21 protein-coding genes, 2 tRNA genes and 1 riboswitch are annotated in these 22,778 nt (G+C 41.8%); of the genes, 11 read left to right on the top strand and 12 right to left on the bottom strand.

Annotated elements, in window-relative coordinates; translation table 11 throughout:
• Window positions 1–520 precede the first annotated feature (520 nt).
• The 4 genes from F991_RS02215 to F991_RS02200 all read left to right on the top strand — a co-directional run bounded on the left by F991_RS02215 (window position 521) and on the right by F991_RS02200 (window position 6,448).
• Window positions 521–3,937, top strand: coding sequence for an Rne/Rng family ribonuclease (locus tag F991_RS02215; RefSeq protein ID WP_004668488.1), 3,417 nt, complete (start codon window positions 521–523; stop codon window positions 3,935–3,937).
• Window positions 3,938–4,126: 189 nt separating this feature from the next.
• Window positions 4,127–5,968: a long-chain-acyl-CoA synthetase gene (locus F991_RS02210; protein WP_004668487.1), complete on the top strand. Its 1,842-nt coding sequence runs from the start codon at window positions 4,127–4,129 to the stop codon at window positions 5,966–5,968.
• Window positions 5,969–6,199: 231 nt separating this feature from the next.
• A tRNA-Lys gene (locus F991_RS02205) sits at window positions 6,200–6,275 on the top strand.
• 97 nt (window positions 6,276–6,372) lie between these two features.
• A tRNA-Lys gene (locus F991_RS02200) sits at window positions 6,373–6,448 on the top strand.
• Between the two features lie 128 nt (window positions 6,449–6,576).
• On the opposite strand, the gene hemW is transcribed toward F991_RS02200, so the two are convergent.
• Window positions 6,577–7,731, bottom strand: a complete 1,155-nt coding sequence (hemW, locus tag F991_RS02195) for a radical SAM family heme chaperone HemW (protein ID WP_004668486.1) — start codon at window positions 7,729–7,731, stop codon at window positions 6,577–6,579.
• Window positions 7,732–7,871: 140 nt separating this feature from the next.
• Here hemW and F991_RS02190 point away from each other — a divergent pair, with 140 nt between their 5' ends.
• The 4 genes from F991_RS02190 (at window position 7,872) to F991_RS02175 (ending at window position 11,939) form a co-directional block, all read left to right on the top strand.
• On the top strand, window positions 7,872–8,333 hold the full coding sequence (locus F991_RS02190) for a DMT family transporter (protein ID WP_004668485.1): 462 nt from the start codon (window positions 7,872–7,874) through the stop codon (window positions 8,331–8,333).
• Between the two features lie 287 nt (window positions 8,334–8,620).
• Complete coding sequence (locus tag F991_RS02185; protein WP_004668484.1) at window positions 8,621–9,970, top strand: MATE family efflux transporter; 1,350 nt, start codon at window positions 8,621–8,623, stop codon at window positions 9,968–9,970.
• 282 nt (window positions 9,971–10,252) lie between these two features.
• Complete coding sequence (locus F991_RS02180; protein WP_004668483.1) at window positions 10,253–11,545, top strand: ABC1 kinase family protein; 1,293 nt, start codon at window positions 10,253–10,255, stop codon at window positions 11,543–11,545.
• Window positions 11,546–11,684: 139 nt separating this feature from the next.
• The gene (locus F991_RS02175) at window positions 11,685–11,939 is read left to right on the top strand and encodes a type B 50S ribosomal protein L31 (RefSeq protein WP_004668481.1); all 255 of its coding nucleotides are present in this window, start codon (window positions 11,685–11,687) and stop codon (window positions 11,937–11,939) included.
• 112 nt (window positions 11,940–12,051) lie between these two features.
• On the opposite strand, the gene F991_RS02170 is transcribed toward F991_RS02175, so the two are convergent.
• Entirely contained in the window at window positions 12,052–12,381 is a 330-nt protein-coding gene (locus tag F991_RS02170) for a DUF190 domain-containing protein (protein ID WP_004668479.1), read from the bottom strand.
• A gap of 15 nt (window positions 12,382–12,396) precedes the next feature.
• Entirely contained in the window at window positions 12,397–12,777 is a 381-nt protein-coding gene (gene crcB / locus F991_RS02165) for a fluoride efflux transporter CrcB (protein WP_004668476.1), read from the bottom strand.
• Window positions 12,778–12,908: 131 nt separating this feature from the next.
• Window positions 12,909–12,975: riboswitch (Fluoride riboswitch) on the bottom strand.
• Window positions 12,976–13,109: 134 nt separating this feature from the next.
• Here crcB and F991_RS02160 point away from each other — a divergent pair.
• Window positions 13,110–13,442: a HopJ type III effector protein gene (locus F991_RS02160; protein WP_004668475.1), complete on the top strand. Its 333-nt coding sequence runs from the start codon at window positions 13,110–13,112 to the stop codon at window positions 13,440–13,442.
• Window positions 13,443–13,543: 101 nt separating this feature from the next.
• Window positions 13,544–14,791 carry a winged helix-turn-helix domain-containing protein gene (locus tag F991_RS02155; RefSeq protein WP_004668474.1) on the top strand — a complete coding sequence of 416 codons (1,248 nt, stop codon included), beginning with the start codon at window positions 13,544–13,546 and terminating at the stop codon, window positions 14,789–14,791.
• Window positions 14,792–14,830: 39 nt separating this feature from the next.
• Here the strand turns inward: F991_RS02155 and F991_RS02150 are convergent, their stop codons facing one another.
• The 5 genes from F991_RS02150 to F991_RS02130 all read right to left on the bottom strand — a co-directional run bounded on the left by F991_RS02150 (window position 14,831) and on the right by F991_RS02130 (window position 19,212).
• Entirely contained in the window at window positions 14,831–15,433 is a 603-nt protein-coding gene (locus F991_RS02150) for a flavin reductase family protein (protein ID WP_004668473.1), read from the bottom strand.
• A gap of 15 nt (window positions 15,434–15,448) precedes the next feature.
• Entirely contained in the window at window positions 15,449–15,862 is a 414-nt protein-coding gene (locus F991_RS02145) for a GFA family protein (RefSeq protein WP_004668472.1), read from the bottom strand.
• A 128-nt stretch (window positions 15,863–15,990) separates the two neighbouring features.
• Entirely contained in the window at window positions 15,991–17,253 is a 1,263-nt protein-coding gene (gene dctA / locus F991_RS02140; protein WP_004668471.1) for a C4-dicarboxylate transporter DctA, read from the bottom strand.
• A 125-nt stretch (window positions 17,254–17,378) separates the two neighbouring features.
• Window positions 17,379–18,575, bottom strand: coding sequence for a TIGR03862 family flavoprotein (locus F991_RS02135; protein WP_004668470.1), 1,197 nt, complete (start codon window positions 18,573–18,575; stop codon window positions 17,379–17,381).
• Complete coding sequence (locus F991_RS02130) at window positions 18,568–19,212, bottom strand: class I SAM-dependent methyltransferase (RefSeq protein WP_004668469.1); 645 nt, start codon at window positions 19,210–19,212, stop codon at window positions 18,568–18,570. Before F991_RS02130 ends, F991_RS02135 begins: the two co-directional genes overlap by 8 nt.
• Before the next feature lie 91 nt (window positions 19,213–19,303).
• Here F991_RS02130 and F991_RS02125 point away from each other — a divergent pair, with 91 nt between their 5' ends.
• A complete protein-coding gene (locus tag F991_RS02125; RefSeq protein ID WP_004668468.1) occupies window positions 19,304–19,501 on the top strand; it encodes a DNA gyrase inhibitor YacG in 198 nt (65 codons plus the stop codon).
• Between the two features lie 15 nt (window positions 19,502–19,516).
• On the opposite strand, the gene F991_RS02120 is transcribed toward F991_RS02125, so the two are convergent.
• From F991_RS02120 to pqqC, 4 genes are read right to left on the bottom strand one after another with little or no spacing between them, the layout of a single operon-like run.
• A complete protein-coding gene (locus F991_RS02120; RefSeq protein WP_004668466.1) occupies window positions 19,517–20,581 on the bottom strand; it encodes a dipeptidase in 1,065 nt (354 codons plus the stop codon).
• On the bottom strand, window positions 20,581–21,741 hold the full coding sequence (pqqE, locus tag F991_RS02115; protein ID WP_004668465.1) for a pyrroloquinoline quinone biosynthesis protein PqqE: 1,161 nt from the start codon (window positions 21,739–21,741) through the stop codon (window positions 20,581–20,583). Before pqqE ends, F991_RS02120 begins: the two co-directional genes overlap by 1 nt.
• Window positions 21,738–22,022: a pyrroloquinoline quinone biosynthesis peptide chaperone PqqD gene (gene pqqD, locus F991_RS02110; protein WP_004668464.1), complete on the bottom strand. Its 285-nt coding sequence runs from the start codon at window positions 22,020–22,022 to the stop codon at window positions 21,738–21,740. The genes pqqE and pqqD overlap by 4 nt, the downstream gene beginning before the upstream one ends.
• On the bottom strand, window positions 22,015–22,776 hold the full coding sequence (gene pqqC, locus F991_RS02105) for a pyrroloquinoline-quinone synthase PqqC (protein ID WP_004668463.1): 762 nt from the start codon (window positions 22,774–22,776) through the stop codon (window positions 22,015–22,017). Before pqqC ends, pqqD begins: the two co-directional genes overlap by 8 nt.
• Window positions 22,777–22,778 lie beyond the last annotated feature (2 nt).

The raw sequence follows: 22,778 nt of genomic DNA, 5'->3' as shown, positions 1-22,778 counted from the left end.
TTGCGTTTAATTGTGCATCTGCACATACAGTTTGTTCATAAAAAATATGTCGCCAGCAAATTTGTTGGTTATTAAACGTAAACTGATCCACATCAGACAATTTGCTCCCTGATGTCGCATTCAGGCTAAAGCGTTGATGCATTGGAACTGCCAAGCACAGATACGATGATCATTCCGTATCGAGACTTCCAGATGGATCGACTTCAATGCTTAAGACAATGAAAGTCACCATCCAATGCACCGCTCACCCGCCAGTGAAGCGTACAGGACACTTTGATTACATCGGGTCTAGTGGTATTTCACAGATGCATGACATGGATGAAATACCAATAGCTCCAAGATTGAAGCAGAATTGCTTACATCGAAAGAATCGTATCAAAGCCCGAAACTGGATATTACAGTCAGTGGTTTCAGAGCATCATATATAAAGTTGCTTCTGAGTCTTGATCGCGCCAACTTGATGTTTGTTCAAAAGTATTGAGCTCGTTGTTTGTGTGCATCACTATTAGGTGTCACACCCATGAAACGTATGTTGATTAATGCAACCCACGCCGAAGAAGTTCGCGTTGCACTTATCACTGATAATCGTCTTTACGATTTCGATTTAGAAAATCGTACTCGTGAACAGAAAAAATCAAATATCTATAAAGGTCATGTCACTCGCGTTGAACCGTCTTTAGAAGCGGTTTTCGTCGAGTACGGCGCACAGCGTCAAGGCTTTTTATCAATGCGAGAAATTGCAAACTCGTATTTCAAAGCTGACCCTCGCCAAACCTCAAATATCCGTGAACTCATCACCGAAGGAACTGAGTTACTGGTTCAAGTTGAAAAAGAAGAACGTGGCAACAAAGGTGCTGCACTTTCAACCTTCATCTCACTTGCTGGTCGCTATTTAGTATTAATGCCAAACAACCCGAAAGGTGGTGGTATTAGCCGTCAGATTTCAGGTTCAGTGCGTGAAGAACTGAAAGAAATTTTAGCGTCATTAAACCTTCCTCGCGGCATGAGCGTGATTGTACGTACTGCCGGTATCGGTCGTACGCAAGAAGAACTGCAACTCGACTTGCAACATTTACTTGATCTTTGGGCTCAAATTCAAAGCACCTCAAGCACTGGTCCATCACCGATGCTGGTGCATCAAGAAGCAGGTGTGGTCACACGTGCAATCCGTGATTACTTACGTGATGATGTTTCAGAAATCTTAATTGATAGCGAACAGGCGTATAACGAAGCCTATAACTTCGTAAAAGCAGTCATGCCACGTCAACTCGACAAATTGAAAACCTATACCTTGAATGAGCCTTTATTCGCTCACTTTGGTATCGAAAGCCAAATCCAAACTGCCTATGAACGTGAAGTAAAGCTTCCTTCTGGTGGTTCAATCGTGATCGATCAAACAGAAGCGCTTGTTTCGATTGACATCAACTCTGCAAAATCAACACGCGGACATGATGTTGAAGAAACTGCTTTAAATACCAATTTAGAAGCTGCGGAAGAAATCGCTCGTCAATTACGTTTACGTGATATTGGTGGATTGGTGGTGATCGACTTTATCGACATGACCAAAGACCGCAACCAACGTATGGTTGAAGCTAAACTCCGTGAAGCAACGCAAAGCGATCGCGCACGTATTCAGTTCGGCCAGTTATCACGTTTCGGTTTGATGGAAATGAGCCGCCAACGCTTACGTCCTTCTTTAGAAGAAGCAACAGGTTATGTCTGCCCTCGCTGTCATGGCACAGGTATGGTTCGTGACTTACGTTCTCTTTCACTTTCGATCATGCGTAAAGTTGAAGAAATTGCATTACGTGAACGTCAAGGTGAAGTTCAAGTTGAAGTGCCTGTTGAAATCGCAGCATTCCTATTGAATGAAAAGCGTCATAGTCTTGTTTATCTTGAACAAACCTCAAATGTGCGGGTTACGATCCTTCCTCACCCACACTTAGAAACACCGCATTATCAAATCCAGTTCAATCCAGAAGGTTTTGCACCTTCAAGCTATGAACGTACAGAAGCAACTCGCTCAAGTGAAAAAGAACTGGGCTATGAATCTTCTGAATGGCATATAGAGGATGCTGAGCACCAACATGCTGCACCTGTCAAAAACCAGACAGCAGCACCACAGAAAAAAGCTGGTCAAACGCAAGCCGCTCAACAACCATCACAAACACAAGCAAAACCACAGACTTCAACGAGTCCATGTGCATGGTTAGAGAACTTATTTGTTCAAAAACAAGCACAAACCACTGATCAGTCTCGTTCTGCACAAAATGCTGCGGCAAGCATTGAACAAATGGTGAACAATGGTGCGATCAGTCGTGGCCAATTTGGTCAAGTCGCGATCCCAACACCTGTTGCATCAGAAGTGGTAACAGCACCTGTAAGCAACAATGCTTATATGTCACAGCCGCCTGTGAAACAAGAAGCACGCGAATCTTTTGATAAAGACGAAAAACCACATCGCCCACATCCATCTCAAAACCAATCGCAAAACCAATCGCAAAATCAGAAGAAGCGTAAACACAAAGAGCAACGCGAACAACACGTGCATGCACATGAACCACAAGCGTCTGCTCCTGTGCATGAAGAAGTCGTACAGCTCTCTCGTCAAGAACAGCGTCACGAACAACGTGAGATGAAGCGCCAGCAGAAACGTCAGCAACCACAAGAGCCTCAAAACCAACAACAGCAGAATGATGCTGCTCATGGAAATGATGCTACACCGTTGCCACGTCGTGAACGCAATCAACAACGACCAAATCGACCAAATCGTCACCGTGATCAAAGCGTTTTAAATGAAGCACCTGCTGCTCCAGCAGCAGAGAATCCACAACAAGTTAAAGTTGCTGTGATTGATGCGCCACGTACTGAACCAATGAACACAGCATTAATTGTGAACATTGATCAAGGTCAAAGTGAAATTGTTGCACTTAATCCACAACAGAAAGTTGCTCCTGCAGTAAAAGCAGAGCCAGCTCAATCTGTGGCAGCAGCGGTTGAAACTGCGAAGACAGCACCTGTGTCAGAACAACCAGTGGTTGTAGAAACACCAGTCGCTGAAGTCGCACAAGCACCAGCAAAACGTGCAGCGAATGATCCACGTTCGCGCCATCGTCAGCAGCGTAAAGCTCAAACGAACCAAAAAGCGGTGCCGAAAATTGCCCCATCGCAAATTCCAAGCTTGGGACAATACACACTTAGCAGCTTGATTCGTCATGTTTATGGTGAAGATTGCACCATTTTAATTGAGCAATTTGGTTTAATTACGACGTTCAATCGTGCTTTACAAAAGTTCGCTGAACAATATGCAAGCAGCCTCGTGGTTGAAACATCCGAAACTGAGGAGAAACGTCCAGTCACTCGTGACGTTGAACTTCCGAGCCAAAAACCAACCGAAGAAGCAGAACCTGCACCAGTGTTAGCACTCACGCCACCTGAAGCATCTTCTATTCGTGTTGCAAATGACCCTCGTGAGCGTCGTCGTTTAGCTAAACTTGCTGCTGAGCAAGCCAAAGAAGCGCATTTAAGCTCAACGGCGGCTCCAGCTCCAGTAGAAGCGGTGCCTGTACCTGTAGAAAACACTGACGTTAAAGAAGAAGTGAAGGAAACAGAAGTCACTGCTGCTGTCGCTGAGGAAACCGTTGCGGTAACGCCTGAGCAACAACCGCTAGAACTGGCAACAACCGAAGTTTCTGAAGTTGAAGCAACTCCTGCTAAAACGGTTGAAAAACCACAACCTGCTGCGAAATCAAAAGCAGTTGCTGTAGAGAAAACAGTAGAACCAACACAAGCGACTGAAACTGAGGAGCCAACTTCAGATCCTGAAACACCAGAATCAGAAGAAGAGGCTGCGGCTAGAATCGAGAAAGAAAAATCTAACCGCCCTCGTCGCCCACGTGGACGTCCACCGAAAAAGAGTGTTCCTAGCAATGAGTAATTTGCTAAATCGCACTCAATAATCAAGAGCCTAGTCATTTCGGTGACTAGGCTTTTTTGTTATTTTGTCAAATTAGGTTGATTGCTCTAGGAACTTGCGATTAAAAACAACATCGCTAACAATGATGTTAATGGTTATGTTCTCACAGATAGCCACCTTTGGATTGATCGAAAAATAAATAGGATTGATATGAGCCAAACTACGCAGACCGATATTATTACTCTTGGTGATGTCGCAACTCGACTTCCAAACTTTCTCACCAAAGTACCTCATATTCTGAATGGTCTTAAACAAGCATATTTGCGAACGCCAACTTCTCCAGCTGGCTTAGGGGTCGCTTTTGAAAAAGCAGTAAAGCGCAACCCGCAAGGTATCGCGTTATTATTTGAAGATCAAAGCTACAGCTACCAAGCACTGAATGAATGGGCCAACCAAATTGCGCATTACTATTTATCGCTTGGTGCAAAAAAAGGTGATGTCATCGCGGTGATGGTGGAAAACCGTCCTGAATTGATTGCCACGATCGTTGCTTTAGCAAAAATTGGAGTGACTATTGCACTGGTCAATACCTCTCAAATTGGTAAAGTGCTGGCGCATAGCATCAACTTAGTCAACCCAATCGCCGTGATTGCAGGTGAAGAAGTTCGTGCTGCAATTGATGAAGCTCGTCAAGACCTCAAGGTTGCTCAAGATCGCTTTCATTGGTTTGCGGATCAAGAAACGCTTAAAGATGCTGGAACAGCACCTAAAGGCTATGCCAACCTCGCTCAAGAAATTGATCAATTTCCAAAGTTCAATCCTTCAACCACACGTACCGTAATAGGTAAAGATGGTTTATTTTATATTTACACCTCAGGTACAACCGGCTTACCTAAAGCTGTAATCTTTACCCATAGCCGCTGGACGCTGGCTTATGGTACTTACGGTCATATCCTCAATCTAGGTAAAGATGACGTGATGTACGTGACATTGCCCCTTTATCATGCCACTGGTGTCGTGGTTTGTTGGTGTGGTGTTATTGCAGGTGGCGCAACATTAGCGGTACGCCGTAAATACTCAACCAGTGCATTCTGGAAAGATGTACAAAAATTCAATGCATCAGCGATTGGTTATGTTGGTGAATTATGCCGATATCTCATGGATGCTCCTGTCACAGAGCTTGATCGTAACCATCGTGTCACCAAAATGATTGGTAACGGTATGCGTCCAAATATTTGGAGCAAGTTCAAAGAGCGCTTTGGTGTTGAAGAAGTCCTTGAGCTGTATGCCTCAAGCGAAGGTAACGTTGGCTTTAGCAACATTTTCAACTTTGACAATACCGTTGGCTTCTCTCCTACGCCTTATGCCATTGTTGAGTTTGACAAAGAAAAGAATGAACTTGTTCGTGACCAAAAAGGCTACTGCAAGAAAGTGAAGACAGGTGAAGTTGGCTTACTCGTTGGTAAAATTACCAGCCGTTCTCCATTTGATGGCTACACTGATCCAGAAAAGAACAAATCTGTGATCTTGAAAGATGTCTTCGTCAAAGGCGATTCATACTTCAATACTGGCGATTTAGTTCGTGATATTGGCTTCCGTCATGCGCAGTTTGTAGACCGTTTAGGAGATACCTTCCGTTGGAAAGGTGAAAATGTCTCTACAACTGAAGTTGAAAACATGGTTTGCGAATATGACAAAATTGTCGAAGCAGTCGTGTATGGGGTAGAAATCCCAAATACCAATGGTCGTGCAGGTATGGCAGCCATCACACTTGTAGATGGTGAAAAGCTAAATGAATCCGACCTCACTGATATGGTCGATGTATTCAAGAAATGCTTACCTGCATACGCAATCCCAGTATTTCTACGTGTACAGGCTAAAGTTGAAACCACAGGTACTTTTAAATATCAAAAGAATAAGCTGAAAGATGATGGCTTTAATCCAAGTAAAACCGATGAGCGTTTATTGGTTTTACTACCAGGCGCAACGCAGTATAGTGATGTAAATGCTGAAATCTTTGACAATATTCAAAGTTATCAATACCGTTTCTAGTTCGTTTTTTAACTAAACAAGAGGAAATCGTGCTTTTTATAAACAATCATGCGACTGTTTTTAAATTTCCTCTTGTGTTAGCTGAATAAGTTGCTAGAATACGCAGCATCAAAACGATACAGTGTTTAGAAGTTTTACTTCTCTCTGAGTCAGTTCGAGTATGAATGCTAAAGAAAATCTTAGATTTTCTCTTGCGCTCGGGTAAAACGTTGTTTTACTTATCCTCGCTCAGGGTCGTTAGCTCAGCTGGTAGAGCAGCGGACTTTTAATCCGTTGGTCCCGCGTTCGAATCGCGGACGACCCACCACTTTAAGTTTTGATTTCCTGAAAAGGATTTACTTTGTAAGACTACGCGCTTCGCTTGTCTTGCAAAAATTTTAGAGTGTTACTCTAAAATTCTTTCAGGGTCGTTAGCTCAGCTGGTAGAGCAGCGGACTTTTAATCCGTTGGTCCCGCGTTCGAATCGCGGACGACCCACCAAATTCTAAAGAACCTCATCATTTTTGATGAGGTTTTTTTTATTGGCTATCATATAAATTGTATATGTCTAAACGATGACAAAATATATTGAATGACTTCAAGTACTTTTACTCAAAGTCACCCTCTTCTTATAAAAACTTTTCTAATACCGAATTCAAGAAGACATGCCCTTGTTCAGTACAAGCAATTTTATTGAGATCTGCAACCAATAACTTCTTGTCACGAAGTTGATTTAAGGTTTCGCTCAAATCATTCAAATCCAGCCCAGTTCGTTGCGCATACAACTCAGCATCTACGCCGTCATTTAAACGCAAGGCGTTCATCATAAACTCAAATGGCAACTCATCTGCTTCAATTCGTTTCATTTGTACGTGATCGGCAGGAACCTTGGCTAAATAATCTTTAGGCAAACGTGTTTTTTGGAAACGATAAACGCCATCAGGATAAGTGACTTTGCCATGTGCCCCTGCTCCAATCGCTAAATAGTCCCCAAATTGCCAATAATTCAAGTTATGCGTCGATGGCAATTCTTTACGCCATGCAGAAACCTCATAATTGAGATAACCATTGGCTTTTAAATACGCCTCACCTTGCTCTTGGATATATTCCAAAACATCATCTTTGGGTAATACTGGCTGAGTTCGGAAAAAAACCGTATTCGGTTCAATGGTCAGTTGATACCAGCTAATATGCGTTGCCCCGTGCTCAACCGCAAGCCTAAGATCCATTAAAGCCTGTTCTTGCGTCTGTTGTGGCAAACCGTGCATCAAATCCACGTTGACCCGTTCAAAACCCGCTTGTCGGGCTTGCTGAATCGCATCAAGCGCATTGTTGGCGGAATGAATCCGTCCTAAGCGTTGTAAATGTTCGGTATCAAAACTCTGCACGCCAATCGACAAGCGATTAATGCCCGCAGCCAAATAATCTGCAAAGGGATCATGTTCTACGGTGCCGGGATTGGCTTCTAAGGTAATTTCGCATCCTGCTTCAAAATTAAGACGTGCTTTGAGCTGATCAAAGAGCCATGTATAACCTTGGGCAGAAATGAGAGATGGTGTACCTCCCCCAATAAATACACTATGAATTGCACGTCCTTGCGCCATTTCCACTTGCGTTTCAAAATCGGCCACCAATGCAGCTAAGTATTGCTGCTCTAAATCCATGGACAATTGCCCGTCAGGTACCGCATGCGAATTAAAGTCACAATAAGGACATTTACGCACGCACCAAGGCATATGGATATACAGTGACAGTGGAATATTTGCTGGATTTAAATGACTCAAAGTACAGGCTCAATAACAGAACCTCATTATTTTAACACGACTACCTTAGACGCTGTTGTGACTTCAAACATGCCAACTGACTTACCATCATGTTTGTATTCAGTTAGACTGTCAGCATAAATAACAATTAGACCAATCATATGATGAAAATTTCTAGCCAATTGCTCCTTTTTCTCCCCCTTGCCTTAGGTGTCGGTGTGGCAATGGCTTTTCAAACTGCGATTAATGCTCAACTGAGAGAATATTTACATTCTCCACTGCAAGCTGCATTTCTGTCATTTTTAGTCGGTACAGTGATCTTGGGATTTTTAGTCTATTTTCAAAGTGCAGCAAAACCTGATTTAAGTGAACTTTCACATATTCCTTGGTTTTTATGGGTCGGAGGCTTACTTGGGGTTTATGCGATCAGTATGAGCATTTATACTGCTCCCAAACTGGGATTTCTCACATTTTCAGGTCTGGTCATCTTCGGACAAATGGTTATTTCAATGTTATTAGACCATTTTGGTTGGTTGGGTACGGATAAAACGCCGATCAATTGGCAACGTCTCCTTGGCAGTATCGTGATTTTTATCGGTGTTTTACTCACGTTACAGCGCTAGGGCCTATTGATATTTCACAGATGCTTGCGACAGAGGAGATTTTTTAGATGGTACAAGGCATGTTTAACGAAATTTAGTCATTCTAAATGAGATAAACATAACGTAGTAACGGCAAAAAATCTCCCAGTCCCGAAGGGTTATGGCTAAAACCTCTCTAAACTTCGTTATGAAACTTGACAAGGGAGCCGCCATTGCCTACGTTTCATGCCTCGTTTATGTCGTTTTAGCCAATAACGCAATGCATGGCTGAAATACCAATAAGCCCTTATTCCTTAAGAGTATTTTTAGTGTCCCACATCACCAGCGCACGGTTTGAACTTAAACATCTGTTTCATTTAATGTTACCCATCTTAATGACACAGTTTGCTCAGGCAGGCTTTGGCCTCATTGATACCATTATGGCAGGGCATTTATCTGCTGCCGATCTCGCAGCAATCGCAGTGGGTGTCGGTTTGTGGATGCCCGTTATGCTGTTATTTGCAGGTATCATGATTGCAACGACTCCGCTTGTCGCAGAAGCAAGAGGTGCTAAAACGCCTGAAAAAATCCCGACTATTGCCCGTCAGTCGTTATGGGTTGCCGCTATTTTGGGTACAATTGCCCTGTTAATTATGCAAACGCTGCCGTGGTTATTACCAGTATTTGGGGTACCTGAAAGCCTCGTACCGAAAGCCAGTTTATTTTTACATGCGATTGGTTTTGGTATGCCTGCGGTGATGATGTATGCCGCGCTACGGAGTTATTCAGAAGCATTGGGTCATCCCCGCCCTGTCACGGTGATCAGCTTAGTTGCACTGGTGGCGCTGATTCCATTGAATCTAATCTTTATGTATGGCTTGGGTCCAATTCCAGCGTTAGGTAGTGCTGGCTGCGGCTTTGCTACTGCGATTTTACAGTGGTTGATGCTGATCAGTTTAGCCCTTTATATTTCCAAAGCCAAAGCCTACCAACACGTTCCAATCTTTACAAAATGGGAAAAAATTGATCCAGCATGGACAAAACGGATTTTACTCTTAGGCTTACCGATTGGTTTGGCAATTTTCTTTGAAGTTAGTATTTTTAGCACAGGTGCACTGGTATTAAGTCCTTTAGGGGAAAATGCGATTGCAGCGCATCAGATTGCAATCTCAGTCACCTCAGTCCTATTTATGATTCCATTGTCCTTAGCGATCGCATTAACCATTCGCGTCGGGATGTATTATGGTGAGAAAAATTGGCAAGCCATGCGCCAAGTTCAAAAAATTGGACTGATGAGTGCGACCTTTTTTGCAGCATGTACCATGATCCTGATCGCGATTGCACGACCGTATATCGTAGCAGTCTATACCACTGATTTAGATGTGTTTCCTGTCGCGATGTATTTGCTTTGGTTTGCAATGGCTTATCAGTTGATGGATGCATGGCAAGTTAGTGCAGCAGGTTGTTTACGCGGCATGCAAGACACGCAAGCACCGATGTGGATTACCTTGATGGCGTACTGGGTGATTGCTTTCCCAATCGGCTTATATTTGGCTCGTTATACCGCTTGGGGCGTGGCAGGGGTTTGGCTAGGACTGATTATTGGCTTAAGTATTGCCTGTGTATTCTTGATTGGACGTTTATATTTAAATAATAAACGACTGGCAAATTCCACATAAATTACATTGAATTTCAATATTATATATTGCACATATATTATTGAAGATTAAGTACTTTTTTATAATCAGCAACAGCGATCGTGAAGGTGGCATGGATGCCGCCAATGCCTATACACTTAATATTCAATTTCACCCATAAAAATGAAGCTGTGCAAGTTTTTCTTATTCAGCGCATCATGATTCAATACTTACATCACTTAACATTTTGTTATAGGCAATTTAAGTTTTGTCGCCTATGATCAAAGGATCACTTTAAAACTGGATCGTATGAGGTCAAGTAATATGGCAAAACATGCAAGCTCTCCTAGTAAACGTTTTTTCAAACTGGCTAGCATGACCGCAAGTATTGCCAGCAAAAGTGTTGCCAATTCGATTCGAAATCTCACCGCAGATGAAGAACAAAAAAATGCCGCACGTAGTCAATTCTTTCAAGAGGTCGGTCTACAAATTGCCGATACGCTTGGAGAAATGAAAGGCGCGGTCATGAAAGTTGGACAAATTGCTTCGCAATATAAAGATATTTTTCCACCTGAAGTTGCTAAGGCAATCGCAAAACTACAACGCCAAGCCCCTGCCATGCCTTTTGCTGCGATACAGCAACAAGTCGAAAAAGAACTCGGAAAACCTCTAAAAGATATCTTTAGCTCTTTTGAGTCAGAACCATTTGCAGCAGCCTCAATCGGTCAAGTGCATCGAGCAGTGCTGCCAAATGGGCAAGCTGTTGTGGTCAAAGTGCAATATCCTGGTGTCGACCAAGCCTGCGAAAGTGATTTAAAACAAGTCCGTTTAGCCTTACGCCTGATGGGTGTTTTAAAAATAGATAAAAAGCTGCAAGATCAATTGTTTCAAGAAATCCAAGATAGCCTCTCTGCTGAACTGAATTATGAAATTGAAGCACAAAATCTAGAGGTGTTTCGAACTTTCCATGAAAGTCTGGATGATCAAGTCATCATTCCAAGCGTTTTTAAAGAATATTCTTCTCGTCGAGTGCTGACCTTAAGTTTAGAACAAGGTGAATCCATTGAAACCGCAAGCACTTGGTCGGTTGACACACGTAATCAAATCGGTCGTCGCTTAATTCGTGCTTTAGGACAAGAAATGTTTTTCTTAAAACGTTTCCATTGTGATCCTCATCCGGGGAACTTTGCCTTTCGTGAAGATGGAACTGTCATCATTTACGATTATGGCAGTGTTAAAACCCTATCTCCTGAGATCATTCAGCATTTTAAAGCATTGGTAAACGCCGCCCGCCACGAAGATATTGACCAAGTCGAAGATTTGTTGGTTGAATTAAACTCGATTGCTGAAAAGCAAAAATTCCCAAGTGAGCTGTATGTGCAATGGATCGAAATTTTATTGCGTCCATTAAGTACACATTATGACTTTGCAGAAAATTCATCTCACCATGATGGTATGCGTCTGGTGAAAAAATCATTGAAATATTGGGATGTATTTAAGCCCTCTCCAGATACCTTAATGGTGAACCGTACCATTTCAGGACATTACTGGAACTTAATTCACCTTAAAGTGCATGATAATCTGAATGATCTGTTTGAAGAGTTAGTACCAAGTTAATAAACATAGCTTTTTTTCGAAGCATGAATAAAAGACTTTTTACGCTTCGCTCCAATTGAAACTATAACTTGAAATAGATTAGATTGACTCCATATCTTGTTATGTTATAACATTTCCATAAACAATAGGAGTATTTCAAATGCGTAAAGATATTCATCCTGCTTATCAACAAGTGCTATTTCATGACACCAATGCTGATGCTTACTTTTTGATTGGCAGCACACTTCAAACGAAACAAACTAAAGAATATCAAGGTCAAGTTTACCCATATGTAACCTTGGATATTTCAAGCGCATCGCATCCGTTCTATACAGGTGAAGTACGTCAAGCAAGCAATGAAGGTCGTGTTGCAAGCTTTAACAAACGCTTTGCACGTTTTAATCGTAAGTCTTAATCTAATTTTAAGGTTAAACGATTAAAGTAAAAGAATTCGAAGTCTAAGGCTATTATCTCCTCCGCTTAGACTTCTTTTTTTATGTCTAAATTTTATCTATGACATCTATTGGTTAAACGTCGAGTGACGCTTGCCCAATAAAACCGAACTCAATCGGTGTTTTGACATAGAACAAAGCAACGTGTTTATCACTGAGATAATTTAATAATTCAGTTGCCTGTTCAGCAGTCACTGCAAGTTGTATCTGTACAGGCTGATCCGCTAGCTCAAAGAACCCAGCAGAATGAAATTGACCGCGATGGTCTAAACCTTGACTGGCATTGATCACTGTTGCACCACGTAGATTCATCTGTTTTGCGATCGCCAACAACCACTCTACAATTGATTGACCTGCATATTGTCGATTCTGAGCCGTATAAAAAGTAATTAAAAATCCATTCATTTCATCACTCCAAAACTAAGCCGTACTTAGCCATTGATGTAAGCTCATGCCCAAAATCGTAAACAACAATGATCCCAAAACATGGATTAAAATGGTGAGTGCCGCATATTCCAATTTGCCACTTTGCAACAAAGCAATGATCTCAGCAGAAAAGGTTGAGAAGGTGGTAAGTGCACCACAGAATCCTGTAATCACAAACAGTTTATAGTTGGGACTCAAAGAACTTTGTGAAAAATATGAAATCGCAAAGCCAATAATAAAGCCACCAACAAAATTCACGGTGACCGTACCTAAAGGAATATTGGGAAAGATGGGATTGAGTTTTAAACCAATAAACCAACGCAACCATGCACCGAGCACAGAACCCATTGCAATTGAAATTAAGGAATAATACATCATGACTCCAAAATTAAACTTGGAGAAGAAAAAGTATTCTGCATGGATTGATCAATATTCTTCTGGAAGCTTTTCATCGGCGAACTCCTAAATTAAAACAGAGCACGCACACAGCTACGCCCCCTGTTTAGGGTCACGTAGGCATCATTAGCCACAACGGCGGTTTGTAATAGGAGGAATACCATCTCCTTTATTTTTCTAAAATAACATAATTTTTAGACAACTCAACCGATCTTTTTGAGTTGCAATGAAACTGTGCATAAGCATTCAGTTATCCACAGTTTCCTCATGTTATGATGCTCGCATTCATTTTATACACATGGAATTTTAAAATGGCTCAAACATTATTAGCGCAATTAAAAGCAGGTTCTGCCAAGTTTGCAGATGTGTTGGCATTTATTGAAGCACGTTATCAGCATAACCCAACCGCTTTTCAAAATGGTGCACAATTCAATGCTGCAACAGAAAACCAAGGCAGTGCCAAAGTATTTTCTTTTGCCAAAATCGAAGGCTTAAATGCTGAAGAAACCTTAAGTTTATTTGCTGAGCATTACGCTTCTGTGCTTGCGACACCAGAAGGAACGGATCACCAAAACATTCGTCAATTTATGCAAAATGGTTGGGATGGTGTGAAATTTGAGGGTGAAGCCTTAATCGCGAAATAATTGATTATAAAAATCATCATGCTATGCAGTAAGATTTTAAAATACTGCATAGCATTACAAGTGAAATAAAAACTATTTTAAAAAAACACCTGAGGGAAATAATGTCGATTGCACAAACTGATCTAGCAAAAAAACTACGACAAATTACATTAGAAGTGCAAGGGCTGAATCAAAAAAAACCTTTTGGCTCAGGAAAAGCAGCTGTTCTTGCGGCCATACAACAGCTTGGCTATGTACAGATTGATACTTTATCGGTGGTTTCTCGGGCACATCATCATACTTTTTGGACACGAATTCCAGATTATCAGCCACAACTTCTTGATCAATTAGTCGCCGAACGTCAGATATTTGAATACTGGTTTCATGCTGCGTCGTATTTGTCCATGCAAGATTTTCGCTATGCTTTACCACAAATGCTAAGCATTAAAAATGGTGAATCTCGTTATTTTAAAGCGGATCCTCAAGTCATGCACAATGTGTACGACAAAATCCGTATTGAGGGACCGCAAAAAGCCAGAGATTTTGAAAGCTTAAGCAAAAGTAATAGCAGTTGGTGGAATTGGAAACCGACTAAAATCGCACTTGAGCAGCTTTTTATGCAAGGAGATCTCATGATTTGTGCCAGAAATGGCATAGAAAAAGTTTATGATCTGAGTGAAAGGGTGCTACCCAGTACGATCAATACAACACCACCAACAGCATTAGAATACGCTGAATATCTGGTCAAGACTTATCTTAGAGCGTATGGCTTTACCACCATCAAGCAAATAACACATTTAAAAAAGGGACAAATATTACGTCAAAATGTTGAAAAAATTCTAAGTCAAATGCTTGAGGGTAAAATCATCCAAAAGTTCGAAGTAGATGAAATACAAACGATCTATGTACGCACCGATTTACTTGAAAAAACCTATAACACGAATCATAGCAACCTTTGCTTACTCTCACCTTTTGACAACTCAATCATTCATCGTGAACGCGTAAGAACCTGCTTTGACTTTGATTTTCGTCTTGAATGTTACACGCCGCAAGCAAAAAGAAAATATGGATATTTTTGTTTGCCTATTTTATTTGGTGATGTTTTTATTGGTCGGGTTGATTGTAAAGCTCACCGTAAAAGCGCTCAGTTTGAGTTAATTCATCTGCATATTGAAAATACAGAAATTGATATCGCATTGTGGCTAACACCATTTCTAAAAACACTACATCGTTTTGTAATTTTTAATCACTGCCAATCAATTTATATATCACGTATTAGCCCAATTGAATTATCAAGTACGATTCATGAGTTTATTAAAAATGGTTGGGATAACATTCAGTTTGAAAATGAAATTTTAACAACAAAATAAGAAATAGGAGGTGTCTTAGCTCCTATTCTATCTACTCTGTTATGGTCGTTTGAGTTCTCGCAATTCAGTGGTCAAACTATAAAAATCACCACCCATTTTCCCGACACTGTCGAGTTGCTGTTGATCAATCATTTTGCCATCCCATAAGCGATCATCCACATATATGGATTTCACATCAAGCAAGGCGACTGTTCCACCCGATGGCAACGTACTCAGTTCAATCACTTCTCTTAGATGGCACTCGTATCGAATCATAGAATCTTTTACCAACAAAGGCTGCATTTGATGGCTTGGACAGGACTCAATCTCAGCAAAATCAAATTCACTTTGTTCCGGTGGAAGTGAAGCACAGGTCAAATTCATCTTTTCAAGTAACTGAGCATTGACGATATGTACCACACACGCTTTGGTGTCGATTAAATTTCTCAAGGTATCTTTATCATTGCCAGTTCTTGGATTTACTTGCGAATACCAAAGAATAGGAGGATTGCAACTTGCTACATTAAAGAAAGAATAGGGTGCGAGATTGGCAACCCCATCAGTAGATACAGTGCTTATCCACGCAATCGGTCGAGGGGTAATTCCGCCCACCAATAATCTATAGATTTCATTTGCCTCTAATTTCGATGTCTCAAAAATCATAATCAGATACTTCGTTTAAGGACGTTCAGCATATTGTGGTAAATCATCGGCTATGCAGTCCCACTCGGCTTTGGATGCAGTGAAGATATGCATACTTGGTTTTTGCTGTAACGGTGTATCTAAAGTCCCAATTCTTAACCGATAATGTTCAGGCGTATCGGTTTTAATACTCATAATTGGAGAGCCACATTCAACGCAGAAACAACGTTGTGTAGTTTCAGTGGACTGAAACTTCTTCAGTAAATGCTCGCCCTTCGTCATTTTAAAATCAGCTATTTTAATCGGTGCATTGGTTGCAAAGGCTGTTCCATTGGCTTTACGACAACGTTGGCAATGACATTGGATGATCTCGCCAATTTCACCGTGAATCTCATAATGAATCCCATCACATAAACAACGACCATGATATACAGGTGTAGTCTGAGACATTTCTTATTCCTTAAATGAATTTTCACGTAAAAATATAGGCGAGATCAGCACACCATGCAAATCGTGAATAGCATTTAGATGAGACTTTTCAATTTACTCAAACTATTCTTCTCAAAATAAAGCGCCAGCTAAACCTTTTGATCCAATACTGCCCGTGCACGTGCATGATCAATATCCTTTTCCCAATGCGCGATTGCGACTGTAGCCACACAGTTCCCGATCAGATTGGTACAAGCACGTACAATCCCGATAAACCAATCCACGGATAATAACAACACTAAACCTATGGTTGGAAGACTCGGAATGACCGACAAAGTGGCTGCCAGAATAACCAATGCAGAGCCAGGAATACCATGTGCACCTTTTGAGGTCACCAATGACACCAGTAAAATAGCCAGAAGATCGTGCATGGATAGATCAATATTGCAGGCCTGAGCAATAAAAATCACACCCAGTGTTAAATAAATAGAAAATCCGTCTAAATTAAACGAGTAACCTGTTGGAATGACCAAGCCAACTGTGGAATCCTTAATTCCTAGATTTTTGAGCTTTTTCATAATCTGTGGCAGAACAGAATCAGAAGATGCAGTACCCAATACGATGGACAACTCTTCTTTAAAATAATTCAGGAATTTAAAAATATTTAACCCTGCCAACTTAAGAATCCCACCTAAGATAATCAGCACAAATAAAATACAAGTCACATAAAACAACAACACCAGATAACCGAGTTGAAGCAGTGAATCGACACCAAACTTTGCGGTGGTATATGCCACTGAACCCAACACCCCAATTGGTGCTAGCCGTATGATCAAGCCCATCATTTTAAAGAATACTTCAGAAAATGCTTCAAGTGCCTGACAGACCAAATCACCCAAATGTTTTGGGATCAACAAGAGTGCAATACCAAACAAAATCGCAATCAGTAAAACTTGTAAAATGTCACCACTGGCAAATGCATCAACAAAAGTTTTTGGAATAATGTGTAGAAGAAAATCGGATCCTGTACCCATCGTATGTGCTCGTTCGGTATAAACACTAAGATCCTTTCCGTCGAGTTTACTGATATCGATATTCATCCCAACACCAGGTTTAAATACATAAGCAATGACAATGCCCAAAACCAGCGCAATACTGGTCACAATCTCAAAATATAAAATCGTTTTTGCACCGACCTTTCCCATTTTCTTGATGTCATTGGCACCATATAGACCGAGCACCACCACACAGAAAACAATCGGTGCGATCAACATTTTGATTAAAGAAATAAAGCCATCGCCTAAAGGCTTCAATGCTAAAGAGAAATCGTGAAAGCTGATACCCACAATAATCCCAAGAATTAATGCCAGAACCACCTGAAGAAATAAACTGGATTTAAGCTTTTGCCACATCGTAAATTCATCAACCAAAATGATAAATCTCAACAGTGCAAAAAACCCGCCAACACCCGAAAATAAAGAATATTTAGAACATGAAAAATACAAAAAATTTAAGCAATGCTTTGCAAAACATCATCTTAAATGGTTCTGCTCACAAAATGATGCACACCTTCGCCCGCTGCACGCCCAGTCGCAAAACACGCCGTCAGTAAATAGCCACCTGTTGGTGCATCCCAATCCAGCATTTCACCACAGCAGAATACATGAGGATTTGATTGCAATTGTAGTTGCGGCGAGAGTACCGCTTGCTTCACTCCACCTGCACAGCTAATCGCCTCCTCTATTGGACGGAATCCATCAAGAGTAATGCTGAGATGTTTAATCTGCTGTGCCATCTGTTTTGCATCTGACCATAGGCTTTTTTCAACCACTTCACGAAGGAGATTAATTTTGACTTGATCCAAACCTGCTTTACGCCAAATATTGGTGAGAGACTGTTTTTTATTTGCTTGTAGTTTCTTTTCTAATTGTTCGAGGCTTACATCGGGCAGTAAATCTAAATAAAGTGCTAATTTTTGCTTCTGAGAATTTTTGCTTCTTAAATCACGTCCCAATTTATAAATCACACCACTTTCAAAACCATAGTGCGTGATTACGATATCACCGTGTGTCTTCTGCGCTGACTCTACCCACGCATCAACGCGTTTGAGTGGCTGCCCAAAACAATCCTGCATAAATGGCGACCATGCTTTTAATACACCAGCATTGCTGGCTTGGAAAGGCTCTATCTCATCATTCGACAACCATTGCTGCCATAGACCATCGCTACCCAGTTGCGACCACGACACCGCTCCACAGGCCAATACAATCGCATCATAAGCTGTGGTAAAACGTTGACTTTGATTTTCGATGGTCAATTGATTATTGGATAAGCCAACACAACGATGTCGATAATGAAACTTGACACCATCTGCCATCAATCGTTTTAACCAAGCCCGAAGTAAAGGAGCGGCTTTCATTTTCACAGGAAACACCCGACCTGAACTACCGATATAGGATTCAATACCCAAACCTTGCATCCAGTTTTGAATCCACTTCGCATCCCACTGTTTGACCCAAGGCGCTAACCATTCGGCATGATCATAACGCTGTAAAAAGTGCGTCATCGGCTCTGCATGCGAGATGTTCAAGCCTGTTTTGCCAGCCATGAGAAACTTTCGCGCAGCCGAAGGTTTTTGTTCAAATACTTCGATTTCATAACCATATTGACTGAGAACTTCAGCCGCCATTAAGCCTGCTGGTCCTGCGCCAATAATTGCAACCCGCTTAGGCATCATGTGTCTCTTGCGTGTTTTGTCCTTGTAAAGGTGCAAAATCATCAAAGCGAGTGGTATAAGCTTCAGGTTTAGTGATAATCAATTGCTGGCAAAGCTCACCACGTTCTAAATATTTGATTTCAAAATGTGTTCGCGCAGAATCCGCTGCAATTTTTTGTTTCTGATATGGTAGCTTCCACATGTCAATTAACTGCTGCTCTGCTTCATCAATATATTCAGGAATATTACTCGCCAAGGTAATTGAGCCATTTGGCTGAAGACGTGACAGTAAAAACTCAAAGAACGGCATATTCAACCAACGCTGTGCTGGGTTATGCGGTTCTGGGTTTGGATAAAGAATGAAAAATTGTTCCACCTGAGCAGGAAACAAAGCATGTACCACCCAAGGCAATGCATCAGCATGAATAGGATGTAAGTGGTCACGAGGCTCAAGCTGATGCTGTTTTTGCATGGCCACAAATTTTTCTTTGGTCCGTTCAATCGCATACAATGCTGTTTGTGGATTTTGGGCAGTAAATAACAGCGCATGTTTGCCTTTTCCCGCACCTATTTCGACACAGATCGGGGTGTTTGGAATTGTGATAAAATCACGTGGTGCTTGCATGCGTTGTGCTTGAAATTGACGAATCGACATAATCCCATCAAACTATCTATAAATCGGCATAAGTCTATCAACTGACTTTACTTTTGCCTAATCTATTTGTTTCACCTCTTAGGAATTTTCTATGTCTACACCTCGTACCTTTCCCTGCCCGCGTTGTGGAGAAGCCAGCACTTGGGAAGGCAACGCATTCCGTCCTTTCTGCTCTGAACGCTGTAAAATGATTGATTTAGGTGCTTGGGCAAGCGATGAATATAAAATCCCAACCCAAGAGTCGCCTCAAGCTGATGTAAAACGTGGTGAAGATGAGTATGAAGATTAATCTTCTTCTCTCTTTCTAAACCCAAATTCGATTCAGTACATCTAGCCAGTTACGCCAGCACAGTTTTTCAATCAATTCACTTGAATAATGACGCTGCTGCATTCGCTCAATCAGCTTGGAGATACCTGTGACATCTTCAAGCGCTGTACTGATCAATGCGCCATCGAAGTCTGAACCAAAACCAATATACTCTTCACCAAGCCGATCCATCATATAGTCCAGATGATCTAAAATTATATCAATCGGTGTATCGGCGTTACGCTGCCCATCCGCACGTAAAAATGCCACGTCAAAATTGATGCCCACCATTCCTTGACTATCACGGATGGCTTTCAATTGTGCATCGGTCAAATTTCGTGCCTGCGGACATAAAGCATGGGCGTTGGAATGCGTTGCCACAATCGGCTGCTGTAAAATATCGATGCTATCCCAAAAAGCACGTTCATTCATATGAGACACATCAACCGCGATTTTTTTATTAGCACAACGCTTTAGAAAAGCTTTGCCCTCTACCGTAAGTCCTGCGCCAGTATCAGGTGAATGTGGAAACTTTGCATTCAAGCCATGACCAAACCGACTCGGTCTATTCCACAGTGGTCCAATGCTGCGTAGCCCTGCCTGATAAAACACATCGAGCAAATCTGGATTGTGCTGTAAAGATTCCGCACCTTCCATGTGCAGTACCATCGCTAACTTTTGCTGCGCACGACAACGCTGAATCTCCTCAACCGATGTACAAATTTGAATGTCATGAGAGCGTTGCGCTAACTGCTGAGCTAAGTTCAATTGTTCTAAACAAATCTGCTCAATCTGCTGCTGGCTAAAATCAGTCGCATGTGGGTCAAATAATTTATTCGGATGATGTTGTTTTACATAGGCATATGGCGGTAGGAAAATTGCAAACATTCCGCCAACAAAACCTGCTTGTTGACAACGTTTTAAATCCATATGTCCTGCTAACCGCTGATGAATAAAAGCATGCACGGGATCAGGGTCATTACTGAGCCATAGTCGTGTTAGCGCATCATTATGACCATCAAAAATGGGCATGTTGCCGTGATTTATGCTGATCGCTTCCATCACAATGATTCATCTAGAATATTTTGAACAGGGATAAGCTGTCGAGCTATAAATCGTTTGGAATTTTTACTGTTGCGAAATAGCAATTGTTCGAGCGATGAATCTTGATGACTTTCCAAACGTGCTTGTTCAATCAGTGGATGATAGGCAGATTTACCACAGACGGGATCTACATTGGCAGCATCCCCCGTCAACATATAGGCCTGACAGCGACATCCACCAAAATCGCGCGCTTTATCTGGGCAACTTCGGCAACTTTCAGGCATCCAAGCTTCACCCCGAAAATGATTAAAACCAGTCGATTCATACCAAATTTCGGACAGGCTGTGCTCACGAACATTGGGGAACGCAATCGGCAGTTGTCGCGCTGCATGACACGGAAGCGCAACGCCATCAGGTGCAACGGTAAAGAAAATTTTCCCCCAGCCATTCATACAGGCTTTGGGACGCTCTTCATAATAATCGGGCACCACAAAAATCAACTTACACGGATGATTTTGCTGGCGTAATTTTTCACGATATTGATTGGTGATTCGTTCTGCACGAATCAGTTGTTCTTGAGTCGGCAACAAACCTTGTCGATTTAAGAATGCCCAGCCATAAAATTGACAAATCGCTAACTCAACAGTATCGGCATTAAGCTCAAGACAAAGTTCGATAATCTGTTCAATTTGATCAATATTATGCCGATGGATCACAAAATTCAGGACCATCGGATAATCATACTGCTTGATCAGTCGACACATCTGATACTTCTGTTCAAAGGCATGTTTGGAACCAGCCAGAGCATCATTGACCACCGCATCACTGGCTTGAAAACTGACTTGAATATGATCAAGACCTGCCTGTTTCAGACCCGCAATTCGTTGTTCGGTCAGCCCCATACCAGAGGTAATCAGGTTGGTATAAAAGCCTTGTTGATGTGCGTGGGCAACCAATTGTTCCAAGTCCTGACGCACCAACGGCTCACCACCAGAAAAGCCCAATTGTACCGCGCCCATCTGACGTGCTTGATCAAACACATCGAACCACTCTTGTGTGGTCAATTCATGCTTATGCTGTGCATAATCCAAAGGGTTTGAACAATATGGGCATTGCAACGGACAACGATAGGTCAGCTCCGCTAATAACCATAAAGGCAAACCAACACCTTCGTTCATCGTAAATCAATCCAATGTTGCTGCTGAGCAACCAACATATAATCAACCACATCTTGCTCAATGTCAGCAATATCACCAAACTGTTGTTTTAATTCGGCAATAATCGCAGAGACATTGTTCTGCCCATCAATATACTGACCAATTGCCCCTGCACTTTCATTCAGTTTGATCATGCCTTCTGGATACAAAATCACAAAACCATTTTGAGCAGGTTCAAACTGAAAACGATAACCTTGTCGCCAAGTTGGGATCAGCTTTAAATCAAATGCTGCATTATTCACGGAATAACCCCTTATGCCATACGCGCTCTGTCGTCACAGGATGATACGGCGCTTGATGGTGAACATGAGCCAGTGTCAACGCATCTAAAATACTCCATAAAATATCCAGTTTAAACTGTAATATTTCTAGCATGCGTTGTTGTTGTTCATATGTGGTAAATGAATCCAGCGTAATACTCATCCCATGCTCAACATCTCGACGCGCCTGACTGAGACGAGAACGAAAGTATTCATAACCTTGATCATCAATCCACGGGTAATGCTGTGGCCACGAATCAAGACGAGACTGATGAATTTGTGGTGCAAACAATTCGGTTAGCGAACTACTGGCAGCTTCACGCCATGTGGCACGGCGCGCGAAATTGACATAAGCATCAACGGCAAAGCGTACACCCGGCAAAACCAATTCTTCTGAAATTACTTGCTCACGACTCAGACCAACGGCTTCCGCCAAACGTAACCATGCTTCACGACCGCCACCATCAGGATATTCGCCATCCTGATCAAGCATGCGTTGAATCCACTCCTGACGAACACGCTGATCAGGGCAATTTGCCATAATGGCTGCATCTTTGAGTGGAATATTGATTTGATAATAATAACGGTTTGCCACCCATGCCTGAATTTGCTGCTGGGTTGCTTTGCCCTCATACATCATCACATGAAAAGGATGATAAATATGGTAATACTGCCCCTTATCCAGAATGACTTGTCTAAATTGTTCTGTACTGAATGCTTCAGGTGTTTGTGTCATAT

Source organism: Acinetobacter sp. CIP-A165, assembly GCF_000367985.1.
In the GTDB taxonomy this organism is placed as follows: Bacteria; Pseudomonadota; Gammaproteobacteria; order Pseudomonadales; family Moraxellaceae; genus Acinetobacter.
This window is presented reverse-complemented; position numbering and strand designations above follow the sequence as displayed.

Bases quoted from the DNA above. Each gene is read 5' to 3' on its own strand.
- F991_RS02215 (WP_004668488.1), top strand. From the start codon at position 521: ATGAAACGTATGTTGATTAATGCAACCCACGCCGAAGAAGTTCGCGTT.
- F991_RS02210 (WP_004668487.1), top strand. From the start codon at position 4,127: ATGAGCCAAACTACGCAGACCGATATTATTACTCTTGGTGATGTCGCA.
- F991_RS02190 (WP_004668485.1), top strand. From the start codon at position 7,872: ATGATGAAAATTTCTAGCCAATTGCTCCTTTTTCTCCCCCTTGCCTTA.
- F991_RS02180 (WP_004668483.1), top strand. From the start codon at position 10,253: ATGGCAAAACATGCAAGCTCTCCTAGTAAACGTTTTTTCAAACTGGCT.
- F991_RS02175 (WP_004668481.1), top strand. From the start codon at position 11,685: ATGCGTAAAGATATTCATCCTGCTTATCAACAAGTGCTATTTCATGAC.
- F991_RS02170 (WP_004668479.1), bottom strand. From the start codon at position 12,381: ATGAATGGATTTTTAATTACTTTTTATACGGCTCAGAATCGACAATAT.
- crcB (WP_004668476.1), bottom strand. From the start codon at position 12,777: ATGTATTATTCCTTAATTTCAATTGCAATGGGTTCTGTGCTCGGTGCA.
- F991_RS02160 (WP_004668475.1), top strand. From the start codon at position 13,110: ATGGCTCAAACATTATTAGCGCAATTAAAAGCAGGTTCTGCCAAGTTT.
- F991_RS02155 (WP_004668474.1), top strand. From the start codon at position 13,544: ATGTCGATTGCACAAACTGATCTAGCAAAAAAACTACGACAAATTACA.
- F991_RS02150 (WP_004668473.1), bottom strand. From the start codon at position 15,433: ATGATTTTTGAGACATCGAAATTAGAGGCAAATGAAATCTATAGATTA.
- F991_RS02145 (WP_004668472.1), bottom strand. From the start codon at position 15,862: ATGTCTCAGACTACACCTGTATATCATGGTCGTTGTTTATGTGATGGG.
- dctA (WP_004668471.1), bottom strand. From the start codon at position 17,253: ATGTGGCAAAAGCTTAAATCCAGTTTATTTCTTCAGGTGGTTCTGGCA.
- F991_RS02135 (WP_004668470.1), bottom strand. From the start codon at position 18,575: ATGCCTAAGCGGGTTGCAATTATTGGCGCAGGACCAGCAGGCTTAATG.
- F991_RS02130 (WP_004668469.1), bottom strand. From the start codon at position 19,212: ATGTCGATTCGTCAATTTCAAGCACAACGCATGCAAGCACCACGTGAT.
- F991_RS02125 (WP_004668468.1), top strand. From the start codon at position 19,304: ATGTCTACACCTCGTACCTTTCCCTGCCCGCGTTGTGGAGAAGCCAGC.
- F991_RS02120 (WP_004668466.1), bottom strand. From the start codon at position 20,581: ATGGAAGCGATCAGCATAAATCACGGCAACATGCCCATTTTTGATGGT.
- pqqE (WP_004668465.1), bottom strand. From the start codon at position 21,741: ATGAACGAAGGTGTTGGTTTGCCTTTATGGTTATTAGCGGAGCTGACC.
- pqqC (WP_004668463.1), bottom strand. From the start codon at position 22,776: ATGACACAAACACCTGAAGCATTCAGTACAGAACAATTTAGACAAGTC.